The 20,095-nt window shown below is 71.3% G+C and carries 15 protein-coding genes and 1 pseudogene; 10 read left to right on the plus strand and 6 right to left on the minus strand.

The window, feature by feature from the left end; all coding sequences use genetic code 11:
* Window positions 1-124: 124 nt before the first annotated feature.
* From AB0H52_RS15520 to AB0H52_RS15530, 3 genes are all read right to left on the minus strand, one after another.
* Window positions 125-1,042, minus strand: a complete 918-nt coding sequence (locus AB0H52_RS15520) for an NAD(+)/NADH kinase (protein WP_357948009.1) — start codon at window positions 1,040-1,042, stop codon at window positions 125-127.
* 90 nt (window positions 1,043-1,132) lie between these two features.
* A complete protein-coding gene (locus AB0H52_RS15525; RefSeq protein WP_357948012.1) occupies window positions 1,133-4,240 on the minus strand; it encodes a M14 family zinc carboxypeptidase in 3,108 nt (1,035 codons plus the stop codon).
* Between the two features lie 58 nt (window positions 4,241-4,298).
* Window positions 4,299-5,399, minus strand: coding sequence for a hypothetical protein (locus AB0H52_RS15530; protein ID WP_151490496.1), 1,101 nt, complete (start codon window positions 5,397-5,399; stop codon window positions 4,299-4,301).
* 260 nt (window positions 5,400-5,659) lie between these two features.
* Between AB0H52_RS15530 and AB0H52_RS15535 the strand changes: the two genes are divergently transcribed.
* Both AB0H52_RS15535 and AB0H52_RS15540 read left to right on the plus strand, forming a co-directional pair.
* Window positions 5,660-6,214, plus strand: coding sequence for a DapH/DapD/GlmU-related protein (locus AB0H52_RS15535; protein ID WP_225854561.1), 555 nt, complete (start codon window positions 5,660-5,662; stop codon window positions 6,212-6,214).
* Window positions 6,214-6,912: an acyltransferase gene (locus tag AB0H52_RS15540; protein ID WP_151490498.1), complete on the plus strand. Its 699-nt coding sequence runs from the start codon at window positions 6,214-6,216 to the stop codon at window positions 6,910-6,912. Before AB0H52_RS15535 ends, AB0H52_RS15540 begins: the two co-directional genes overlap by 1 nt.
* A 20-nt stretch (window positions 6,913-6,932) precedes the next feature.
* On the opposite strand, the pseudogene AB0H52_RS15545 reads toward AB0H52_RS15540, so the two are convergent.
* Window positions 6,933-8,069 (minus strand): annotated as a pseudogene (locus AB0H52_RS15545) (glycosyltransferase); the annotation flags it as partial.
* A gap of 322 nt (window positions 8,070-8,391) precedes the next feature.
* On the opposite strand from AB0H52_RS15545, the gene AB0H52_RS15550 reads away from it, so the two are divergent.
* The 3 genes from AB0H52_RS15550 to AB0H52_RS15560 all read left to right on the plus strand — a co-directional run bounded on the left by AB0H52_RS15550 (window position 8,392) and on the right by AB0H52_RS15560 (window position 12,197).
* Window positions 8,392-9,894 carry a lipopolysaccharide biosynthesis protein gene (locus AB0H52_RS15550; protein WP_357948016.1) on the plus strand — a complete coding sequence of 501 codons (1,503 nt, stop codon included), beginning with the start codon at window positions 8,392-8,394 and terminating at the stop codon, window positions 9,892-9,894.
* 109 nt (window positions 9,895-10,003) lie between these two features.
* Complete coding sequence (locus AB0H52_RS15555; RefSeq protein ID WP_357948018.1) at window positions 10,004-11,095, plus strand: glycosyltransferase family 4 protein; 1,092 nt, start codon at window positions 10,004-10,006, stop codon at window positions 11,093-11,095.
* Window positions 11,096-11,261: 166 nt separating this feature from the next.
* Complete coding sequence (locus tag AB0H52_RS15560) at window positions 11,262-12,197, plus strand: NAD-dependent epimerase/dehydratase family protein (RefSeq protein ID WP_357948146.1); 936 nt, start codon at window positions 11,262-11,264, stop codon at window positions 12,195-12,197.
* Window positions 12,198-12,239: 42 nt separating this feature from the next.
* On the opposite strand, the gene AB0H52_RS15565 is transcribed toward AB0H52_RS15560, so the two are convergent.
* Complete coding sequence (locus AB0H52_RS15565) at window positions 12,240-13,352, minus strand: O-antigen ligase family protein (protein WP_357948023.1); 1,113 nt, start codon at window positions 13,350-13,352, stop codon at window positions 12,240-12,242.
* Between the two features lie 19 nt (window positions 13,353-13,371).
* On the opposite strand from AB0H52_RS15565, the gene AB0H52_RS15570 reads away from it, so the two are divergent.
* The 5 genes from AB0H52_RS15570 (at window position 13,372) to wecB (ending at window position 18,642) form a co-directional block, all read left to right on the plus strand.
* Window positions 13,372-13,578, plus strand: coding sequence for a hypothetical protein (locus tag AB0H52_RS15570; RefSeq protein WP_192580304.1), 207 nt, complete (start codon window positions 13,372-13,374; stop codon window positions 13,576-13,578).
* A gap of 323 nt (window positions 13,579-13,901) precedes the next feature.
* Window positions 13,902-15,161 (plus strand): glycosyltransferase family 4 protein, encoded by a 1,260-nt coding sequence (locus AB0H52_RS15575; RefSeq protein WP_357948026.1) that lies wholly within the window; start codon window positions 13,902-13,904, stop codon window positions 15,159-15,161.
* A gap of 169 nt (window positions 15,162-15,330) precedes the next feature.
* On the plus strand, window positions 15,331-16,386 hold the full coding sequence (locus AB0H52_RS15580) for a polysaccharide biosynthesis protein (protein ID WP_357948028.1): 1,056 nt from the start codon (window positions 15,331-15,333) through the stop codon (window positions 16,384-16,386).
* Window positions 16,380-17,504 carry an NAD-dependent epimerase/dehydratase family protein gene (locus tag AB0H52_RS15585; RefSeq protein ID WP_151490506.1) on the plus strand — a complete coding sequence of 375 codons (1,125 nt, stop codon included), beginning with the start codon at window positions 16,380-16,382 and terminating at the stop codon, window positions 17,502-17,504. The genes AB0H52_RS15580 and AB0H52_RS15585 overlap by 7 nt, the downstream gene beginning before the upstream one ends.
* A 13-nt stretch (window positions 17,505-17,517) precedes the next feature.
* Window positions 17,518-18,642, plus strand: coding sequence for a UDP-N-acetylglucosamine 2-epimerase (non-hydrolyzing) (gene wecB / locus AB0H52_RS15590; RefSeq protein ID WP_357948032.1), 1,125 nt, complete (start codon window positions 17,518-17,520; stop codon window positions 18,640-18,642).
* A gap of 37 nt (window positions 18,643-18,679) precedes the next feature.
* Here the strand turns inward: wecB and AB0H52_RS15595 are convergent, their stop codons facing one another.
* On the minus strand, window positions 18,680-20,083 hold the full coding sequence (locus tag AB0H52_RS15595) for a hypothetical protein (protein WP_357948035.1): 1,404 nt from the start codon (window positions 20,081-20,083) through the stop codon (window positions 18,680-18,682).
* Window positions 20,084-20,095 lie beyond the last annotated feature (12 nt).

Below are 20,095 nucleotides of genomic sequence, written 5' to 3' on the forward strand. Positions count from 1 at the left end.
TTGATCAAGAGGTTTGCGTCATCGTGCACGGCGTGTCGTGACGCAAACCTCTTGATCAACAAGGCTAGGGGGGTAGCAGGGTGGGGTGGGGTGGGGTGGGGTCAGCAGGGTGGGGTGGGGGGGGTCAGCAGGGTGGGGGGAGTTCTTCTTGGGCTTTGCGGAGCTCGTGGGGGAGTAGTTCGCGCAGCTGCTCCGGGAGGAACGGCAGGTCCAGCAGGCCCATCTTCAGCTGGTTGCGCTCCTGGTAGCGCAACGGGTCGAAGCGGACCACCAGGCCGGCGTTGCGGCGGTAGCTGATCTCGACGGCCCCCTCGGTCGCCGCGTCGCGGAACACCAGGCCGTCCATCTCCACCACGACCGCCGACGAGTTGGCCTCCAACTCCAGCCGGATCTTCTCCTCCGGGGACAGCACCACCGACCGGGAGATGCCGGCCATCGGCGCCGACGGCGTCACCACCACCGCGTCCGCCGCCGGGGAGATCAGCGGGCCACCGGCGGCATAGCTGTACGCGGTGGAGCCGATCGGCGTGCTGACCACCACGGCGTCGGCGCGGTAGTAGCCGTACTGCTGGCCGTCGACGGCCAGGGTGGCGGTGACGAAGCCGGAGCCGGGCTGGCGGACCAGGGCGATGTCGTTGAACGCCACAACGTCGTCACCGCACACGTCGCAGGCCAGGCAGGCGTGCGACTCGACGGTGAAGTCCTTCGACAGCAACCGGCTCAGCGCCTCGGGCAGCTCCGGCGGCTCGACCTCCACGAGGAAACCGAGCCGACCCAGGTGCACACCGAGCACCGGCTTCGGGTCGAGGATCGCCGAGCGCAGCGCGCCCAGCATGGTGCCGTCGCCGCCGATGCTGATCAACGCGTCGACCCGGGCGGCCAGCTCGCCCTCCGGCACGGGCTCGACGCTGGCCGGCACGCGGTGCTTGTCCTCCGCGCGTACCATCAGCGTCTTTCGGTGGCGCGTCGCCCACCGTTCGATGATCCCGACCACCTCGGTGACATCCCGGGTGGGGTGCAGCACAAGTCCCAGCCCCGACACCCGTACAGCTCACCACATCGGCGTCGGGCGCGCCCGGCGTACCTCGAAGGTGCGCCGACGGTCCGCGGACCGCCGGCGCACCTCCCCGCGTCAGTGCCGCGGTCGACCCGTGAGGTGGGTCAGCGAGCGGGCGACCAGGTCGTCGCGGGCCGCCGGAGGCAGGCCCTCCAGCCCGAAGCCCAGGTACACGGTGTCGGCGGTGACGACCACCGAACCCTCCTCGAACGCCTGCTGGCTGCGCGACCAGTCGTTGGCGTTGCCCCCGGAGCCGGGCGGCGGACCGGCCACCGTCCAGCCACCCAGGTCCGCCGACTCGAACGAGGTCTCCGCGACGGTCGACCCGTCGACCAGGACGCGGGCGTCGTCCAGGAAGACACCGAGACCCTGCGTGTTCCAGTCCGAGGCGTACGAGATCGACACCTCGACCTGCTTGCCGGCGTAGCCGGACAGATCGGCCACGAACTCCTTCCAGCCGCCCGACGTGCCGGTCGCCGCGTTCCAGGTGCCGGTGCTCCCGGTCGGCGTGCAGTCCGCGCCCTGGTAGTGCGCGAGGAACGGGTGCAACTGCTCCACCCAGCCCTCGGGGCAGCTGTCCCCGGTCACCGTGCTGGTCTTGCCGTTCACGTCCGGCAGGGTCGTCCAGTCGTCGCTGCCCACCTCGTGCGCCTCGACGAAGAGGAAGTCCCAGTTCTGCTCGGTGTCGTAGGAGGTGAAGAAGCGCAGCTCACCGCTGCTCGCCCCGGTGAGGTCCACGGTCCGGGTGAGCCGCTTGTACGACTCGTCGGTCTGGCCGCTGTAGAGGTACCACTCGCCGGTGCGCGGGTCGAACGGGGCGCCGCCCGGTCGGACCCAGTCCGCCGGCGCGGAGCTGGCGAACTGCGGGAACTGGTCCGGCGGCAGGAAGCCCGACGTGGTGAGGAACGACGCCGTGTGGGCCTGGTTTCCGGCCGACCCGGGCGCGTTGAGCTGACCGGTGAAGCCGGTGAACGCGGCGCCGTTCCCGGCGACCGCGTACGGCTCTCCCTCCGGCGCGGTGCCGCCGTCGCTGACGTAGGTGAAGGTGCCCAACCAGTACTGCTGGAAGTCGTTGAGCAGGGGCAGGCAGGCGTCGTCCTCGGCGTCGGTGCATTCCGGCGGCGCGTCCGGGTGGTACACGTAGGACCCGTTGGCGCCCTGGGCGAACAGCGCGTACTGGCCGCTGACGAGCAGCTTGCCGCCCTCGTTGAGGTAGTCCCGGACGGCCAGTTCGGTCTCCAGCGCGGCCCTCGCCGTGGTGCCGGCGACCTGGCCGGGGGAGCGCAGGATCACGTCGTCGCCGGTCTCCCACACCACCGCCTTGTAGTGCGACAGCACGCCGAGCGGGTGCGGTGCGGTGCGTCCCATCGTGTCGAAGTCGTACACGTCGCTGCTGCGCCCGGCGGCGCTCAGCGACGCGGCCACCTCGTCGGCGTACTTCGCGGTGCTGCCGGTCTGCGCGGGGCTGAGACCGGTGACGTCCTCCATAGCGAGGACCAGCACGTCACCGCCGATGTCGCCGTGCACCCGGTAGGTGAAGTGTTCGCTCGCCACCACCCCGGAGCGCTGTTTGACCCCGGTGAACCAGACCTCCACCCGGTCACCGGGCTTCGTGCCGGTGACGGTGCCGCGCAACTCGGCGTAGTAGTCGTCGTGGGTGTCGCCGTAGCGCTCACCGCCGCGCCACTCGCGGACCGTGGTCGTCTTCGGTCGCCCACCGTTGACCGTGTAGTGCATCCGCACGTTCTTCAGCGCCCGCCGGGTGATCGAGGCGACCTGCTGGGTGCGCCCGTACGACGTGTCGAACGTGTCCACCACGAAGTCCGGGGTGCTGCGTCCGACCACCGACACCGGCTCGTCCGGGTCCGCCGCCGACGTGGCCACGGCCAGCGCGAACGGCAGATTCTTGCCCACCTCGCCGGCGATGAGCGTCTCGTCGTCGGGGAAGATGAAACCGCTGACGCAGTCCTCCGGGCGCCACTCGTCGTCGGGGTCGACGGCCGAGGCGGCCTCGCAGGTGGACATCTCCGGGGTGAAGCCCAACGTGCCGTACTTGACGGTGGCGTGGCTGTCGGTGTCGCCGTTGGTGGTGTACAGCTCGGCGGAGATGTCCGGGTCGTAGCCGGGCACCGCCGGGTGCGCGTCGTCCCCGACCATCGCCTTGTAGATCTCGTCGTCCGGGCTGGGGGTGCTCACCTGCCAGCCGATGCCGTAGAGCAGCAGCTCGGCCGCCGAGTGGTAGTTGACGAAGAACTCGAACCCGACCCGCTTGAAGAGTCGGTCCAGTGCCACCGTCTCCGGCTCGGAGTTGGGGCTGGGGCCGCGGTAGGTGTCACTGTTCGGGTCAGGTGACGAGCCCTCGTTGTCGTACCCCCACTTGTAGGCGAAGTTGCGGTTGAGGTCGACGCCGTCCACCGAGGTGATCTGCCCGTCGCCGTTGTTGTCGCGCAGGTTCTTCCGCCACAGCCGGTTGCCGGGGGTGAAGGTGTGGTCGTAGCCGTCCGGGTTGGCCACCGGCAGGAACCACAGCTCGGTGGTATCCAGCAGGCGGGTAATCTCCCGGTCGCTGCCGTAGCTGTCCAACACGTGGTGCATCAGCCGGCGGTTCATCTCCGGTGTGATCCACTCGCGGGCGTGTTGCGCGCCAGCGTAGAGCACGGCGGGTCGTCGGCCGTCCGGCACCGTCCGGGCGTTCTTGGTGACCTTGAGGGCGAGGATCGGCTTGCCCTGTTGGCTCCGGCCGATGGTCTCGACCTTCGTCAGCCGGGGGAAGCGCGCCGCGGTCGCGGTGATCTCGTCGCGGATACCACCGGGCTCGCTGTACGAGCGGAACGCCGTCCAGCCGGCCGCCGACTGCTCCCGCAGCGCCTGCGAGGCGTCCTTGCCCCGAACCTTCTTCACCGACAGGGGGACGCCCCGGTCGGTCAGCCGCTTCGCCTGCCGACGACTGAGCACCGTCTCGACGGTGGTACGACCTGCCGCGTCCGTCTTCGCGTCGTGCCCGAGGTCCACCCCCGCCGCGCGCAGCTCCTCGCGCTGCTTCGCGTCCACCGCGCCGACGTACACCTCCAAGCCGTCGCGGGCACCCGGATCGGACGGTGGCCGCGCGCTCGCCGGTGGGGTCAGCGCCAGTGCGCCGACCAGGGTGACCACGCTGGCGATCGCCAGTCGTCTCGGTCTCATCGCGCCTCCTTGTGTGAAGGACCTGTAGGCGCGAGCCTTCGGTGCGGTGTGATCAATGTCAATAGGTTGATGGGAGTGAGGTGGCTGACCATGTCGGTGCCGGTGTCACGGGTGACCGCCCGGGCGGTCCCGGCCGGTGCGTTCCCAGGTGGCCCACAATCGCCTCGCAGAACGCACCCTCAATGTCGCACCGCTCCTCGACGTGCTGCCAGGTTCCGTCCAATCGGATGTGGTAGCCGGTCGACTTCTCCGCGGTGACCGTGCCGAAGTGCAGGCACTGGAACTCGATCAGGTGGAACCGGTCGCCGTCGAAGGCGATGTCCAACGACGTGAGGGGGGTGCCGAGGGTGTCGGAGACCTGCTCGGCGTAGTCGAGCAGCGCCTCGCGGTCGGCTCCCGCCATGTCTAGGTAGTCCAGGTCGCCGCTGCCACTGGCCCGGAAGTCGCCGGGACGGTTGCGGCGGTAGAGCAGGTAGTAGCGCTCGCCCATCCGCAGCACCTTGTAGTCGCCGGCCAGGCCCGGGACCATCTCCTGCACCAGGAACTTCTGCCGGTGCAGCGAACGGGCGTGGTGGTATCGGCGCAGCAGCCGTCGGCCGTGCTCGCGGACGGCCTCGGTTCCGTCGTGGCTGTCGCTGAGTGTGCGGGCGGTGTGGAGCAGTTCCTTCCGGTTTCGGGCCCGGGCCACGGACTGTGAACCGGCGCCGTAGGCCGACTTGAGCACCTTGGGCCAGGGCCCGTCCAGCTCCGTGGCGGCGAGCTCCTCGTAGGTGCCGAAGGTGCGGGTACGCAGAAGCCGGGTGTCGTCGGGGAAGAGTTGGGCGCGCAGCGCCTCCATCATCACCTTGTTGTGGTGGGCGCGCAGGTAGCGGTAGCCCGGGATGACCTGGGCGCCGGCGATTTCCAGTGCCAGCACCAGATCCTCGATCCAGCTCTTGTAGTGCAGGCCGTGATCCTCCGACGAGGTGTAGAGCACCGGCACCCCGCGCAGGTCCTCGTTCAGGTCCAGGTCGGCGAACCGGACGACCTCCGGTTCGAGGCCGGCGCGGCGGAAGTGCGCGGTGATCCGGTCGACGTCCATCGTGCACAGGCGGTGCCGGGTGCGGGCCGTGGAGTAGAACGTGCCCCGGTAGTCGGTCAGGATCAGGATTCTGGTCATGTCGATCTCTCTGCTGGCAGAGGCTCCACTCCGGCGTTGCGGTGCGGGCGTTCGGGTGAGCCGGACGTCGGCCAGTAGAACATGCACTAAATGACCCAAACCGGCATAAATCTAATATGCAAGCTGCTCGCATTGTTCCTGTTGCTCCATCTCGTCGGCCTATTTGGCGATTACGGCGATGCGGGGGATAAGGGGGAATTACACTTCGGACCGCGCGATCCATCCCACCCACCGCGAGAACGGGGACAGCGTTGCTGAGCATGGTGCGAGGCACGGCAAAGGCCCTGCGGGACCGCAGGGCCGCCGCCCGGGATCCGGAGGGGTTCGCCCGCTCCCTCGGTGTCGACCTGCGGGGCCGGGTCCGGTTCTACGGCATCGACCGGGCGATGTTCGGCTCCGAGCCGTGGCTCGTCACCCTCGGCGACAACGTCTACGTCACCGCCGGGGTCCAGTTCATCACCCACGACGGCGGCACGCTGATCCTCCGCAAGGAGGTGCCCGATCTGGAGTGGACCGCGCCGATCAGCATCGGGGACGACGTCTACCTCGGCGTGCGGACGATCATCCTGCCCGGGGTCACCATCGGCAACCGGTGCATCATCGGCGCCGGCTCGGTGGTGACCCGGGACATCCCGGACAACAGCGTCGCGGCCGGCGTGCCAGCTCGGGTCGTCCGCAGCGTCGACGACTATCTCGACCGGATGCGAGCCCGGTCGCTGGGGTGCGGGCACCTGCCGGCCGCCGAGAAGGCCGCGGTGATCCGCCAGATCTACGGGGTGCCCGAGCAGGTCGGCGCCGGACGAGCGGGCCGCTGATGCGGGTGTCGACCGGCAGCCCGAGTGCCGTCCTCGGCCCCGCGATCGTGGCGTTGAACCGTCTCCTGTCCACCGGCACCCGTGCCCGCCGGGCCATCCGGGGCCTGGCCCTCGCCGGCCGGTTCGCCGCCCGGGGGGACCACTTCACCTTCGACCCCGACGGTGTCTACACCTGCGAGACCATCGAGGTCGGGCGCAACGTGGACCTCGGTCACCGGCCGGTCCTGATCGCGGCCCGGTCGCGCATCCGGATCGGCGACAACGTCATGTTCGGCCCCGAGGTGACCATCCGTGGCGGCAACCACCGCATCGACCAGGTCGGCGTACCGATGATCGCGGTCGGCAAGGAGCCCGGCGACGAGACCCACGACCGGGGCGTGGTCATCGGAGACGACGTCTGGGTGGGCACCAGGGCGGTGATCCTGCACGGCGTCACCATCGGCCGGGGCGCGGTGATCGGCGCCGGCGCGGTCGTCACCCGGTCGGTGCCACCGTACGCGGTGGCCGCCGGCAACCCGGCCCGGGTGATCAGACTGCGGTGGCCGCTGGCGACCATCCAGGACCATGAGCGGCAGCTCTACCCGCCGGAGCGCCGACTGACCCCCGCCGAGCTGGCCGGCCTGGCTGAGCTGCCGGTGCCCGAGCCGCGCCCGGCGCCGGTGACGAAGTCACTGACCACCGGAGTCCAGGACCGGTAGTCGAAGCAGTGCGCCCGCTCGCGGGCCGCGCGACTCATCGCCCACCAGCCCGGATCGTCGAGCAGCAGCGCCCGCTCCAGCCCGCGCCGGACATCCTCCACACCTGAGCCGTCGAGCACGATGCCCTCCCGGCCGTCCACGATGTAGCGCCGGAGATCACTGGTGTGGTTCAGCAGCACCGGGCAGCCGGCGGCCAGGCTCTCCGGCACCTTGGACGGGAAGCCTGCCTGCGCGTAGCCGGCCGGCGGGCGGACCAGCACCGAGAAGTGCGCCCGACGCAGTTCGGCGAGCACCCGGTCGCGGGGCACCCGACCGAGGAAGGTCACCTGGTCGTCGAGGTCGTCGGGGCCGGTCTCATCCAGGTCGGAAAGGCTGCCGGCCTGCTCCCGGCTGATCCCGGCGATCACCAGGTGCACCCGCGCGCGGTCGTCGGGCGCGAGGCCGCGGATGCCCTCCAGCACCACGGCCAGCTGGTCCTTCACGCCGGCCGAGCCGGCGTACAGCAGGCGCAGCCCGTCGTCGAGAGAGGGTGGCGCGGGGTCGTCGTAGTCGGTGCAATCCACCTGTGGCGGCACCACCAGTGTCGGCCGGCCCCGGCTGACGAACTGCCGCTCCAGCGCCTCGGAGATCGCGATGACCCGATCGGCGAGCCGGCCGGCCAGGAAGAACGCCCACCGGTGCCGGACGAAGTACGGCGTGAGCCAGCCCCGGGGAAACTGCGCCCGGTCGTGCCGTTCGAGCACGTCCACGGTCACCGGGCAGCGCACCGTCGAGCGCAGCACCGCCCAGGTGGCCAGGTTCCACAGGCCCAGCGGCAGGTACACACCGGCCAGCTCGTCCGGGCGGATGCCCGCGCGGCGCAGCGCGGCGAGCAGCCGCAGTGGACGGAGGCGCCGGTGCAGCCAGCGGCCGAGCACCCCGCCCGCGGTGCGCCGGCGGGGCAACGTGATCAGTCGGACGTCCGGTGGCAGGTCCGGGACAGCGGGCGGGCGCGACCCGTCGTCGGGCCAGTCGTTGACCACCAGGGTCACGCCGCCGGGCGGAGTGGCCGACCGGGCCAGTTGCAGCAGACGGTTGGACATTGCGTCTCCGTGCGGAAACCGGTACGCGGCCAGGGCCAGCACCTGTGCCGTCGTGAAGTGCCTGAGCTCGCTCATGGTGGTGGGCTCGCCCACGGTCTGCTCCCTCGAATACACCTTATGGAGTGTTATGCACCCTTAGTCTAGGTGTCGATGGACGCGACATGCGGTGGACAGTGCGCCGTGTCGGGCGGGAAAGAAGCGGGCGATCCCAGCCGCGGACACCCGTCGTCACTGCGCTGAGTCACCGTCGTTGTACGGATGACCTGTCGACTGGGGCGTGGAGGCGGCACGGCATGCGACGACCGATCAGCGGAGCGGCTCGCACCCCCGCCGACCGGCGCCGCCCCGTGACCGCCGGGCCGGTGGCGGTCCGCACGGCCCCGACGCGGCGGGTTTGATGGTCGCACGTCACCGGGCTGCTGGTGGCGCCAGGGGCGGGTCGGTCGTCGGGCGGCACCGGGCGCGCGCAGGCGTACCCGAGGGGCACGCCGTCGGGCAGCACGGGACGCGGTCGGTCGTTCCGTCCGACGCCGGAAAGTCGCGGGGCCAAATTCTCGCCCGCGGCATCGTGTCCTCCCTGGCCGGCAAGATGGTGGGGCTGGCCGCGCCGCTGCTGATCACCCCGCTGGCATTTCGCAGTCTCGGCGCGGAGCGCTACGGCCTCTGGATGGCGGTCACCTCGCTCACGAGCATGGCGCTCTTCGCCGACTTCGGGCTCGGCAACGGTCTGCTGACCCGGCTGGCCAGGCTGCACGGCACCGGCGAGCGGCGGGCGGCGGCGCGCGAGATCTCCAGCGCCTACGCCATCCTGGGCGCGCTGTCCGCACTCCTGCTCGTTGTCCTCGTCGGCACCCTGCGGTGGGTGCCCTGGCCGACGCTGCTGAGCGCGGCGGACCCGGCGGTCGCCCGCGACGCTCGCCCGGTGGTGCTGCTCTGCTTCGGCGCCTTCCTGGTCAACATCCCCATCGCCCTGATCCAGCGGGTGCAGTACGCCCAGCAGCAGGTGACGCAGAGCAACCTCTGGCAGGCCGGTGGCAGTCTCGTCTCGGTCGCCCTGGTCTACGCGGCGGTCACCACCGAGGCCGATCCGGTGCTGGTCATCGCCGCCGCGGTGCTCGCCGTGCCGGTGGTGAACCTGGCCAACTCCGTCTGCTACTTCGGCTGGCAGGCCCGGGAGCTGCGGCCCCGACCGCGCCTGGTGCGGGCGCCGGTGGCCCGTGGGCTGCTCCGGCTGGGCACCCGGTTCTTCCTCCTCTCCCTGCTCACCTCGGTGGTGCTCAACCTCGACAACGTCCTGATCAGCCGGGTGCTCGGGCTGCCCGCAGCGGCGACGTACGCGGTGGTGGTGCGGATGTTCGCCCTGCTGACGCTCTTCGTCACGCTGGTGAACATGCCGCTCTGGGCGGCCAACGGGGAGGCGCTGGCGCGCGGTGACCTGGCCTGGGTGCGGCGCACCACCTCCCGCATGGTGGCCCTGTCCGCCGCCGTGGTGGCGCTGCCCGGCGGTGCGCTCGTGTTCCTCGGCAACGACGTGATCCGCGTGTGGGTGCGCACCGCCGACTTCCCGTCGGTGCCGCGAACCCTCCTCGTCGGGCTCGCCGCCTGGTCACTGCTGCTGGCCGTCGTGGCACCCCTGTTCATGGTGCAGAACAGCATCGGTCTGCTCCGACCCCAGTTCGTCGGCTGGGCCGCCTGCCTGGTGCTGGCCGTACCCCTCAAGATCGTGCTCGCCCAGCGGGTGGGCCTGCCCGGGGTGGCGCTCGCCTCGGCCGCGACCTACGCGCTCACGGTGCTCCCGGCCGCCGTCATCGGCTATCGCCGCGTGCTGACTGGCGGGACGCCCGGCGCACCGACCGCGTCCGAGGGGCGGGTCGTGGCGGCCGTCGGCACCGCGAGGTGACCGGCCACACCGTGGCGTCACTTCGGGGCTCATGCCGCCGTTACCGTACGTGGTGCGGTCGGCGCGTCGAGGGTGGATCGCCGTCGAGCCGCAGCCGGAATGAGGGGTCATGCAGCGTCGCGCCGTGAGCCGGCCGGTGGTGGTACAGCACTCGGCCGGCACCCCCGGAGCCAACGGCCCGTTGACCGCCGTGCAACGGGTGCTCACCTCGTCTCTGGCCGACCGGTACGAGTTCGTCCGGATGCACCAGAGCGCGGGCAACGGAAGCCTGAACGTGCCGCTGTTGCGGGAGTGGGTGCGCCTGCTCCGGCGGGTCCGACCCGCGCTGGTGCACGTACGCGGATTGCAGAACGAGGGCCTGCACGGGGTGCTCGCCGCCCGGCTCGCCGGCTGCCCACGGATCCTGGTGACCGTGCACGGCACGGTACGTGACCTGCGTCAGCCCGGCCGGCCTTGGCGGCACCGGCTGCTGGTGCACGGTGCCGAGCCCGCGACGCTGCGGATGGCCAGCCACGTCGGCACCGTCTGCGAGTACGCGGCCGGCCGGGGCTTCCTCCGCCACCTGGGTACGAAGTTCGTCGGGGTGATCCCCAACGGGGTACCGCTGCCGGCGCACCCCCGCGCGTCCCGGGATCGGGTCCGCGCCGACCTGGGGCTGGGCCCCGACGACGTGGCCATGATCGCGGTGTCCCGGCTGACCTGGGAGAAGGGCTACGGTGTCCTCGCCGACGCGCTGCGCCGCCTGCCGCCGTCCACCACCCGCCGGGTGCTGCTGGTCGCCGGTGACGGACCCGACCGGGATCCGATCGCGGCCGCCCTGACCGGCATCGGCGGGGTCGACGTGCGGCTGCTCGGCAACCGGCTCGACGTGCCGGACCTGCTCGCCGCGGCGGACCTCTTCGTCTTCCCCACCCTGCACGAGAACCTCTCCAACGCGCTGCTGGAGGCGATGGCGCACGGCCTGCCGGTCGTCGCGTCGGCGGTGGGCGGCAACGTCGAGGTCCTGCGCTCGGGTGGCGGCAGGCTGGTGCCGCCGGGTGATCCGGACGCCCTGGCCGGGGCGCTGTCGCTGCTGCTCGACGCCCCCGTCGAGCGCGGCCACGTGGGTGAGCTGGGCCGCAAGGTGGTGGCTGAGGGCTACAGCCTCGACGTCATGCTCGGCGCCCTCGACCGGGTCTACCGGCGGATCCTCACGGAGTGAGGCCGGCGTCGTGCGGCGGGACAACCGTCGGGCGTGACCTGAGGGAACAGCGCTCGTTGCATCACTGGTGGCCGCCACGCGGTCGCTGCCAGGGCGCCGGCGGGCCGGCAACACGCCGCCCGCTCGTCCCGGAGGTCGCACCGAGCAGGGAGACGCGTTGAAGGTAGTGGTGACCGGAGGTGCCGGCTTCATCGGCGCCAACCTGGTGCGGGCGCTGGACGCGGCCCCACAGGTGAGCGAGATCGTGGTCGTCGACGACCTCTCCACCGGCCTGTTGGACAACCTGCACGGCCAGCCGGTCCGGCTGCACCAGGGCACGGTGCTCGACCCGGACCTGCTGGACGCGGCGTTCGCCGGCGCGGCCAGCGTGGTGCACCTGGGCGCCCTCGGCTCGGTGCCGCGCTCCATCGACCAGCCGCTGCCCAGTCACCACGCGAACGCCACCGGGACGCTGATGGTGCTGGAGGCGGCCCGCAGGCACGACGTCGGGCAGGTGATCCTCTCGTCGTCCTCGTCGGTCTACGGCGCCAACCCGGTGTTGCCCCGGCAGGAGGGGTTGCGGCCCATCCCGGTCTCCCCGTACGCGGTCTCCAAGCTCGCCGCCGAGGCGTACACGGTCGCCTACGCCGCCTGCTACGACCTGGCCGTGCTGCCGTTCCGGTTCTTCAACGTCTTCGGCCCGTGGCAGGCGGTGCACCACGCGTACGCCGCGGTGCTGCCCCGGTTCATCAGCGCCGCGCTCGCCGGTGAGCCGCTGCGGGTGCACGGCGACGGCCGGCAGAGCCGCGACTTCACCTTCGTCGGCAGCGTCACCTCGGTGATCGTCGACGCCATCGTGCGCCGGGTGTCGACGACCGACGTGGTCAACCTGGCCTTCGGTGCGCGCATCACGCTGCTCGACCTGATCGCCGAGCTGGAGGACATCCTGGGTCGCTCGTTGGCGGTGGTGCACGAGCCACCACGCGCCGGCGACGTGCGGGACTCCCAGGCCGACTGCACCCGGCTGCGGGAGCTGTTCCCCGCGGCCCGGCCGGTGCCGCTGCGCACCGGCCTCGAGCAGACCGTGTCCTGGATGTCCGGTCACGTGCTCGCCGGCCAGTAGCTCATCCGCTCGGCGTCGGCGTCCGGGCCGCCCGACCGCCCGTCACCAGGCTCCGACGTGTCTGACCGGCGGTGCGGCGTGCCGCGGCGCTGTCTTCCGGCCGGCCCCGGACGTGGACGTCCGCAGCGCCACCGGTGCGACGGACACGAGCGCGAGGGCCACGAAACACACCGGTGACGCCTCCCAGTGGCCGGTCAGCCAGATCGGCGTCTGGCTGACCAGGAAGACGCCCGCCGCGCGGCCGAAGGCCGGCGAGGGATGCCGGAAGGGCACGATCAACGCGAACGTGAGTATCCCGCCATAGAGGACGACCCCGACCAGCCCCAGGTCGTTGCCGACGCTCAACAGGAGATTGTGGGCGCCCACCGCCAGGCTGCCGGTGGCGGTCAACATGCCGGGGCCGATGCCGAGGATGGGGGACTCGGCCCAGGACGACACCGCGTACGGCCAGATGTACAGCCTCCCGGACAGGTCACCGGTGGCCCGGCCCGCGAAGGCGCCGTCGAGCCAGAGCATCTCGGAGGAGAGCACCCGGTAGAGGCCGAGCGGCACCCCGATGAGGACGATGGGCACGGTGACGACGGCCACCGTCCGGGCCAGCCGCGCGGCCACCGTGCTCAGCAGCAGGTAGGCGGCACCGACCAGTATCGAGATGAGCGCACCCCTCGTCCCGGTGAGGAGCACGCCCCAGAACAGGATGCCCGCCGCCGCGACGATGCCGAGCCACTCGACCTTCGTCGAGGGCCCCAGCAGCATCAGGACGGCGGCGAGGACGACGCCGGCCGCGAGACTGTACGCCGTGTAGTTGTAGTTGACTCCGTCGACGCCGTACCGGATCGAGAAGTCCATCACGGAGTCGCGAGCCTGTACCGAGTTGGGTATCGGGTTGGTGATCAGCTCGACGGCGGTGCCGACGCAGCCGGCCAGGAACGCGTAGCCGACGGCGAAGAGCGCCGCTCGGCTGCGCACGACGTGGCGGACGGCGATGAACATCGCACAGGCCGCCCCGTACAGATAGGCCATCGGGAGCGCGGTGTCGAAGTCCGCCGCCCAGAACAGCGCGACGCTGGCCCACACCGCCGTGCCGGCGGCCAGCAGGTCGGGGGGGAGTAGTCGCGGCGCCCGGCAACTCACCAGGACAGCCACCAGGGCCACTGCCGCACCGTAGCGATTCGTGGTGCTCGGGGCCCACTGGGAGCTGAAGGCGATGGCGCAGACGAGCAGGAGCCCGGGAACGTGCCGCGCCGACGAGGACCGTGCCGAGGGGGACCGTCGGCTTCCGGGAACGGACGCCGTCCCGCCGGTGCGGTACGCCGCGGCTCGGCCGGTCGTGGCCCGGGCGCCGGTCGAGGTCGCCGCGGCGGTCCGAGGACCGGTCTGATCGTGCAGGACCGGGGTCACCTCAGCCGTCCCGGAGCAGCCCTGAGCGTCGCCTCGGTCGTCGTCCTGTCCACCATTCGTCGCCTTCCTGAGGGCCGCAGTCAAACCACCATAAGGCCGTACATCCCATCGAAAATGGAAAAGGCGGCACATTCCTGATTGGTCTGACGGCCCCGCCTGCATAACCATCGCCCGCCGCCGGGGGTTATTGCTGCGGAACGGTCATGCGGAACGCGCCACCATGGGGGTCGACATGCAGGTGTACATCGCCGGTCGCGCGCCGGTGCTGAGCGCTCGGCGTCCGGCCCCGGGGAAGTGACACCCATGCCCGACGATCGGATCCCGCGGATCGCGCTGCTGGGCTTCACCCTGCCCGACGACGTGCTGCGGGGGGTGATGGCCGGCGACGCCACGGATGCCACGCAGACGCACACCTTCGCCTGGGCCGTGGTCAACGGCCTGCGCGACGCCGGTTGCCCCGTACGCCTGCTCTCCGCCGCGCCGGTGTCGAACTACCCGCGCAACCGTCGGATCCGGTTCCGCGCCAGCCGCTTCCACCATGACGGGGTCGACGGCCAGCAACTGGGCTTCCTGAACGTCCTGGGTATCAAGCACCTCAGCCGGTTCCTCTCCGCCTGGTGGCACGGCGTCCGATCGACCCGACGGGATCCGATCGACGTCCTCCTGGTGCACGGCGTGCACACGCCGTTCCTCTGGTGTGGATTGGCGCTGGCCCGCCTGCGCCGCATGTCGGTGGTGCCGATCCTGACCGACCCTCCAGGAGTGGGCAGGCCGGGCGAGGGACGTGCGGTGCGGCTGCTGCGTGGGCTCGACGTGGCGCTGGTCCGGGCCGCCCTCACGCGTTGCTCAGGCGTGATCGCCCTGACGCTCCCGCTCGCCGAGGACTTCGCGCCGGGGCGTCCCCGTCTCATCATGGAGGGCATCTGCACGCCACCGTCGGTCGGCGGGCGACCGCAGGCCCGCAGCCGGACCCGGGAGATCATCTACGCCGGTGGGCTGAGCCGCGCGTACGGTGTGGACCGTCTGGTGGAGGCGTTCCGCGGGCTGCCCGACCCCGACCTGCGCCTGTCCGTCTTCGGTCGCGGTGACCTCGAACCGTGGCTGCGCGACCAGGCGTCGGCCGACCCGCGGATCGCCGCACCAGAACTGCTCGACCGGTCCCGGCTCGGCCGCCGCCTGGCCGGCGCGGCGGTGCTGGCCAATCCTCGTCCCGTCGACCAGTACTTCGTCCCCTACTCGTTCCCGTCGAAGATCATCGAATACCTGGCGATGGGCGTGCCGGTGGTGTCGACGGATCTGCCGGGCATCCCGGACGACTACCGTCCCTACCTCGTCTACCCCCGAACGGACACGGTCGCGGGGCTGCGCGCGGCGATCGAGCGGGTGCTCGACATGCCGGCGGGCGAGGCCGCGGCTCTCGGGGCGGCGGGACGGGACTTCGTCGTCCGGACCCGCAGCCGCGCGGTGCAGGGCCAACGGATGCGGGACTTCCTGGGTGGGCTCACCGACGGGTCCGCCGACCAGGCGGTGACGACGCGGCGGCCCGTCACCGCCGACCACTGACGGTCGGGCGGTCGGGCACCGGTTCGGGCCCGACTCCAGCTGGGCGACCAGTCGGCCGCCCCTCGACTTCTGCCCGAAATGCATATGTTTGCCACGACCCATAGGTCGATTGCTCGTTGAGCCGAGCGTGTGCGTCCGGCCCCGCTGCCGGACCCTTCCTTGATCATTGATGAACGGAGTCCTTGTGAGCGCAGTACCTGCCGGTTGCCGGGTCTTGATCACCGGCGGTACCGGATCCTTCGGTCAGACGATGACCCGCCGCCTGCTCGACGGCGACGTCGGCGAGGTCCGGGTGTTGAGCCGCGACGAGGCCAAGCAGGACGCCATGCGCCGGCAGCTCGGCGACGACCGGGTGCGCTACCTCGTCGGCGACACCCGCGACGCCGACTCGGTCGGTCGAGCCACCCGCGACGTCGACTACGTCTTCCACGCCGCCGCCCTCAAGCAGGTGCCGTCCTGCGAGTTCTTCCCGCTGGAGGCGGTGCGCACCAACATCCTGGGCAGCAGCAACGTCATCGAGGCGGCGGAGCGCAACGGCGTCGGCTCGGTGGTGGTGCTCAGCACCGACAAGGCCGTGCACCCGATCAACGCGATGGGGATGAGCAAGGCGTTGATGGAGAAGGTGGCGCAGGCGCACGCCCGCAACAACCCGCGCAGCCGTACCGTCGTCTCCTGCGTCCGGTACGGCAACGTGATGTACTCCCGCGGCTCGGTGATCCCGCTCTTCGTGGAACAGATCAAGGCCGGCCGCGCCCCGACGGTGACCGACCCGACGATGACCCGTTTCCTCATGTCCCTGGCCGATTCCGTCAACCTGGTCGAGCACGCGTTCCAGCACGCCCGGCCCGGGGACATCTTCATCCGCAAGGCCGCGGCGAGCACCGTCGGGGACCTCGCCGAGGCGGTGTGCGAGCTCTTCGACGCGCCGTCGAAGATCGAGTGCATCGGCGTACGGCACGGCGAGAAGCACCACGAGACCCTCGCCAGCCGCGAGGAACTGGCGCAGGCCGAAGACTTCGGCGAGTTCTACCGGGTGCCGGTGGACGCCCGGGACCTCAACTACGCGCTCTACGTCTCCGAGGGGGAGCTGGGCGAGACGCCGGCGCAGGAGTTCAACTCCGCCAACGCGCGGCGGCTGGACGTACCGCAGATCAGGCAGCTGCTGCAGACGCTGCCCGAGATTCGGGCCGAGCTGGCCCTGCGCGACCCGGTGCTGTCGTGCTGAGGATCGCGGTCACCGGCGCCGGCGGCTTCCTCGGCTGGCACGTGCGCGTCCTGGCCCGGGCGCTCGGCTGGCCCGAACCGGTGGTGATCACGCGCGGGGACCTGTACGACGAGGCGGCGCTCGCGGCCCGGCTGGACGGCGTCGACCGGGTGTTGCACCTGGCCGGGGTCAACCGGGGTGACCCGGTCGAGGTGGCCACCACAAACGTCGACCTCGCCGCCGCGTTGGCCCGTGGGCTGCGCCGATGCGCCACACCGCCGGGTGCGGTCGTCTTCGCCAACTCTGTGCAGGCCGGCAACGGCACGCCGTACGGCGATGCGAAGGCTGTCGCCGCGGCGACCCTCGCGGCGGCCCGGCCCGACCTGATCGACGTCCTGCTGCCGAACCTGTACGGCGAGCACGGACTGCCGCACTACAACTCGGTGGTGGCCACGTTCTGCCGGCTGCTCGCCGAGGGGCGTACCCCGCAGGTGCACGAGAACCGGCAGATGGAGTTGGTGCACGTCACCGACGCCGCGGCCCGGCTGCTCGGAGTCCCGGCGGACGGCTCGTGGGATCCGTCGATGCCGATGCTGCGGATCGGCGTACGCGAACTCGCCGACCGGTTGACCGGCTTCGCCGGCATCTACCGCAACGGCGAGATCCCACGCCTGGTCGACCGGCACGACGTGCGGCTGTTCAACGCCTACCGGTCGCAGTGCTTCCCGGAGCACTACCCGCTCCCGCTGCCCCGGCACGCCGACTCGCGCGGCGAGCTGGTGGAGGCGGTACGGGCGCACGGTGCTGCCGGGCAGACGTTCTGCTCCACCACCCGACCCGGCATCAGCCGGGGCGAGCACTTCCACCTGGCGAAGGTGGAGCGGTTCGTGGTGCTGCGCGGCAGCGCCGAGATCAGCCTGCGTCGGGTCAGCGAGGACACCGTGGTGCGCTTCCAGGTCAGCGGTGACGAACCCGTGGTGGTGGACATGCCGACCATGTGGGCGCACAAGATCGTGAACACCGGGACCGACGAACTCTTCACTCTCTTCTGGGTCAACGAACTGTTCGACCCGGACCGCCCCGACACCTACCCGGAGCGGGTGGAGGCGGCGGAGCCTGTCCCGGCGGTGCTGGCGTGACGGAGGACCTGACATGACCAGGGTAATGACGGTTGTCGGCACGCGGCCGGAGATCATCCGGCTGGCTCGGGTGCTGGACCGACTCGACCGGACCGTCGACCACGTCCTCGTCCACACCGGGCAGAACTGGGACCGGTCCCTGTCGGACATCTTCTTCACCGAGCTGCGGCTGCGCCAACCGGACCGGTTCCTGCGGGTGGACACGTCCTCCCTCGGCCGGGTGCTCGGCGGGGTGCTGATCGGGATGGAGCAGGCGATCGAGGAGGTGCGGCCGGACGCACTGCTGGTGCTCGGCGACACCAACAGCTGCATCGCCGCGCTGATGGCCCGCCGCATGCGGGTGCCCGTCTACCACATGGAGGCCGGCAACCGCTGCTTCGACCTCAACGTGCCGGAGGAGACCAACCGGCGGATGGTCGACCACGTCGCCGACTTCAACCTGGTCTACACCGAGCACGCCCGCCGCAATCTGCTGGCCGAGGGTCTGCACCCGCGTCGGATCCTGCACACCGGCTCCCCGATGCGCGAGGTGCTGGAGCACTATCGGGACGGGGTCGAGCGGTCGACGATCCTCGACCAGCTCGGGCTCACCGCCGGCGACTACTTCGTGGTGAGCGCCCACCGGGAGGAGACCGTCGACCGACCGGACCGGCTGCGCCGGTTGCTCGACTGCCTGCGGGCCGTCCGGGACACCTGGGGACTGCCGGTGCTGGTGTCGACGCACCCCCGTACCCGCAAGCGGCTCGAAGCGTTGGCCGACGACGCGCTCGCACTCGACGGCATCGCCTTCCACGAGCCGTTCGGCCTGCTCGACTACGTACGGTTGCAGAGTCAGGCGCGGTGCACCCTCTCCGACAGCGGCACCATCAGCGAGGAGTCGGCGATCCTCGGTTTCCCGGCCGTGACACTGCGGGAGTCGATCGAACGCCCCGAGGCGCTGGACGCCGGCGGCATCGTGATGACCGGGCTGGACCCGGAGGGCGTGCTGGAGGCGATCCGGGTGGTGGTCGACCAGGTCGCCGCCGACGGTGTGCCCTGCCCGGCCGACTACCAGGTCCCCGACACGTCACGCCGGGTGGTCGACTTCATCCTGTCGACCGTGCGCCGGCACCACGACTGGGCCGGCATCCGGCGCTGATCCGCCGGTTGCGCCGCGCACACCGTGCCGGGTTCGGTCACCGCGACCGAACCCGGCCGTCGCGGGTTGTGCCCGCTGGGCGTTCTCCGACGTACGGCAGCGCGCCGAGCAGCGGTCCGTCGACCGGCCCGAGGACGTAGGCGGACAGCCGGCCGTGCCGGCGCAGCAGGGCCAGGCCGAGGACCGCACCGGTGAGCACCTCGGCCGCGAGGGTGGCAGCGGCCGCACCGGTCGCACCCGCCAGGGGCACTGCCGCGAGAGCCACCGGGGTGATCAGGGCGGCGTTCACCACCATGATCCGGGTCGCCTGCCGGTAGCTCGCGTCGCCGATCTGATTCAGCGTGACCGCCCGGACAACGGTCATGAAGGGAAGTGCGACAGCCAGGAGGACCAGCCACAGCGCCGGCCCGGGCGGGGGGAGCCGGAGCAGATCGCCGACGATCCACGGGGCCGCGACGATGCTCACCACCGTCATGAACACCGCGCCGGCGGTGGCGACCACCTCTCCCTGCCGGCCGTCGTTCACGGTGCCGAGGCCCTGCCGGCGCCGGACGCGCCCGACCAGCGACACCCGCAGCGCGGCGGTCAGCACGCTGGTCTGGGCCTGGTACACGCTGAGCACCGCGCCGAACGCCCCCATCACCTGCGGTGAGACCAGCAGCGACAGCAGGACCGTCGTCATCCGGCCGCCCCAGTACTCGGCGAGGCTGTAGGTGAACAGGTGCCGGTTCATGCCGAACGCGGAGAGCGCGCGCCGTGGCGACAACTCGGTCAGGAAGCGGGGGCGGAGCCAGGATCGTCCACCGAGGAACGCCTCGGCGGCCAGGAGCTGGATGACCGCCGCGATCAGCAACGCGCTGCTCAGTTGCCCGCCCAGGGCGACCAGCACCAGAGCCGGGACCTTGCACCCGCAGACGGCCACCGCCGTGCTGACGAACCGCAGGTCGCGCGCCAGATCCGCGAGTTGGAAGTTGGCGTGGTGGTTGCCGATGGTCACCACCGCGATCGCCAGCATCGCCGCCCACTCGTAGCCGGAGCGGCTGTAGAGGGTTCCGATGGCTACGGTGCCGAGCACCATGCACGGCAGTGTCACGAACACCCACTGGCTGCGCACTGCCCGGCGTTGTTCGGCATCGCCGCTGATGTAGAGCAGGGGGGAGCCGCCGGCCACGACGATCGCCACCAGGGACAGGGCCGCCGTGACAGCGACGTACGCCGCGATCTCGTCGGTCTGGCCGTGCCGTGCGCTCACCGCGAGCAGTGCGGCGTTCAGCAGCCCGTTCAGCAGGTTCGTGCAGGAGGCCACCAGCGAGTGCCGGGTCGACGACGTGATCTGGCGTGGCTGTCGCCAGCGACGGCGCCTCGGTGCCGGCGCGTCGTCGAACGGCGGGGACCACTGCGGCCAGCCGGGCGAGGGCGGTGCCTGGCGGGCACCAGTCATCCCTCGTCCCGG

Source organism: Micromonospora sp. NPDC050695 (assembly GCF_040654415.1).
Taxonomy (GTDB): Bacteria; Actinomycetota; Actinomycetes; order Mycobacteriales; family Micromonosporaceae; genus Micromonospora.

Coding starts and splice junctions, on each gene's coding strand:
- AB0H52_RS15575 (WP_357948026.1), top strand. CDS start 13,902: ATGCCCGACGATCGGATCCCGCGGATCGCGCTGCTGGGCTTCACCCTG.
- AB0H52_RS15540 (WP_151490498.1), top strand. CDS start 6,214: ATGCGGGTGTCGACCGGCAGCCCGAGTGCCGTCCTCGGCCCCGCGATC.
- AB0H52_RS15555 (WP_357948018.1), top strand. CDS start 10,004: ATGCAGCGTCGCGCCGTGAGCCGGCCGGTGGTGGTACAGCACTCGGCC.
- AB0H52_RS15525 (WP_357948012.1), bottom strand. CDS start 4,240: ATGAGACCGAGACGACTGGCGATCGCCAGCGTGGTCACCCTGGTCGGC.
- wecB (WP_357948032.1), top strand. CDS start 17,518: ATGACCAGGGTAATGACGGTTGTCGGCACGCGGCCGGAGATCATCCGG.
- AB0H52_RS15550 (WP_357948016.1), top strand. CDS start 8,392: ATGGTCGCACGTCACCGGGCTGCTGGTGGCGCCAGGGGCGGGTCGGTC.
- AB0H52_RS15535 (WP_225854561.1), top strand. CDS start 5,660: ATGGTGCGAGGCACGGCAAAGGCCCTGCGGGACCGCAGGGCCGCCGCC.
- AB0H52_RS15580 (WP_357948028.1), top strand. CDS start 15,331: ATGAACGGAGTCCTTGTGAGCGCAGTACCTGCCGGTTGCCGGGTCTTG.
- AB0H52_RS15530 (WP_151490496.1), bottom strand. CDS start 5,399: ATGACCAGAATCCTGATCCTGACCGACTACCGGGGCACGTTCTACTCC.
- AB0H52_RS15595 (WP_357948035.1), bottom strand. CDS start 20,083: ATGACTGGTGCCCGCCAGGCACCGCCCTCGCCCGGCTGGCCGCAGTGG.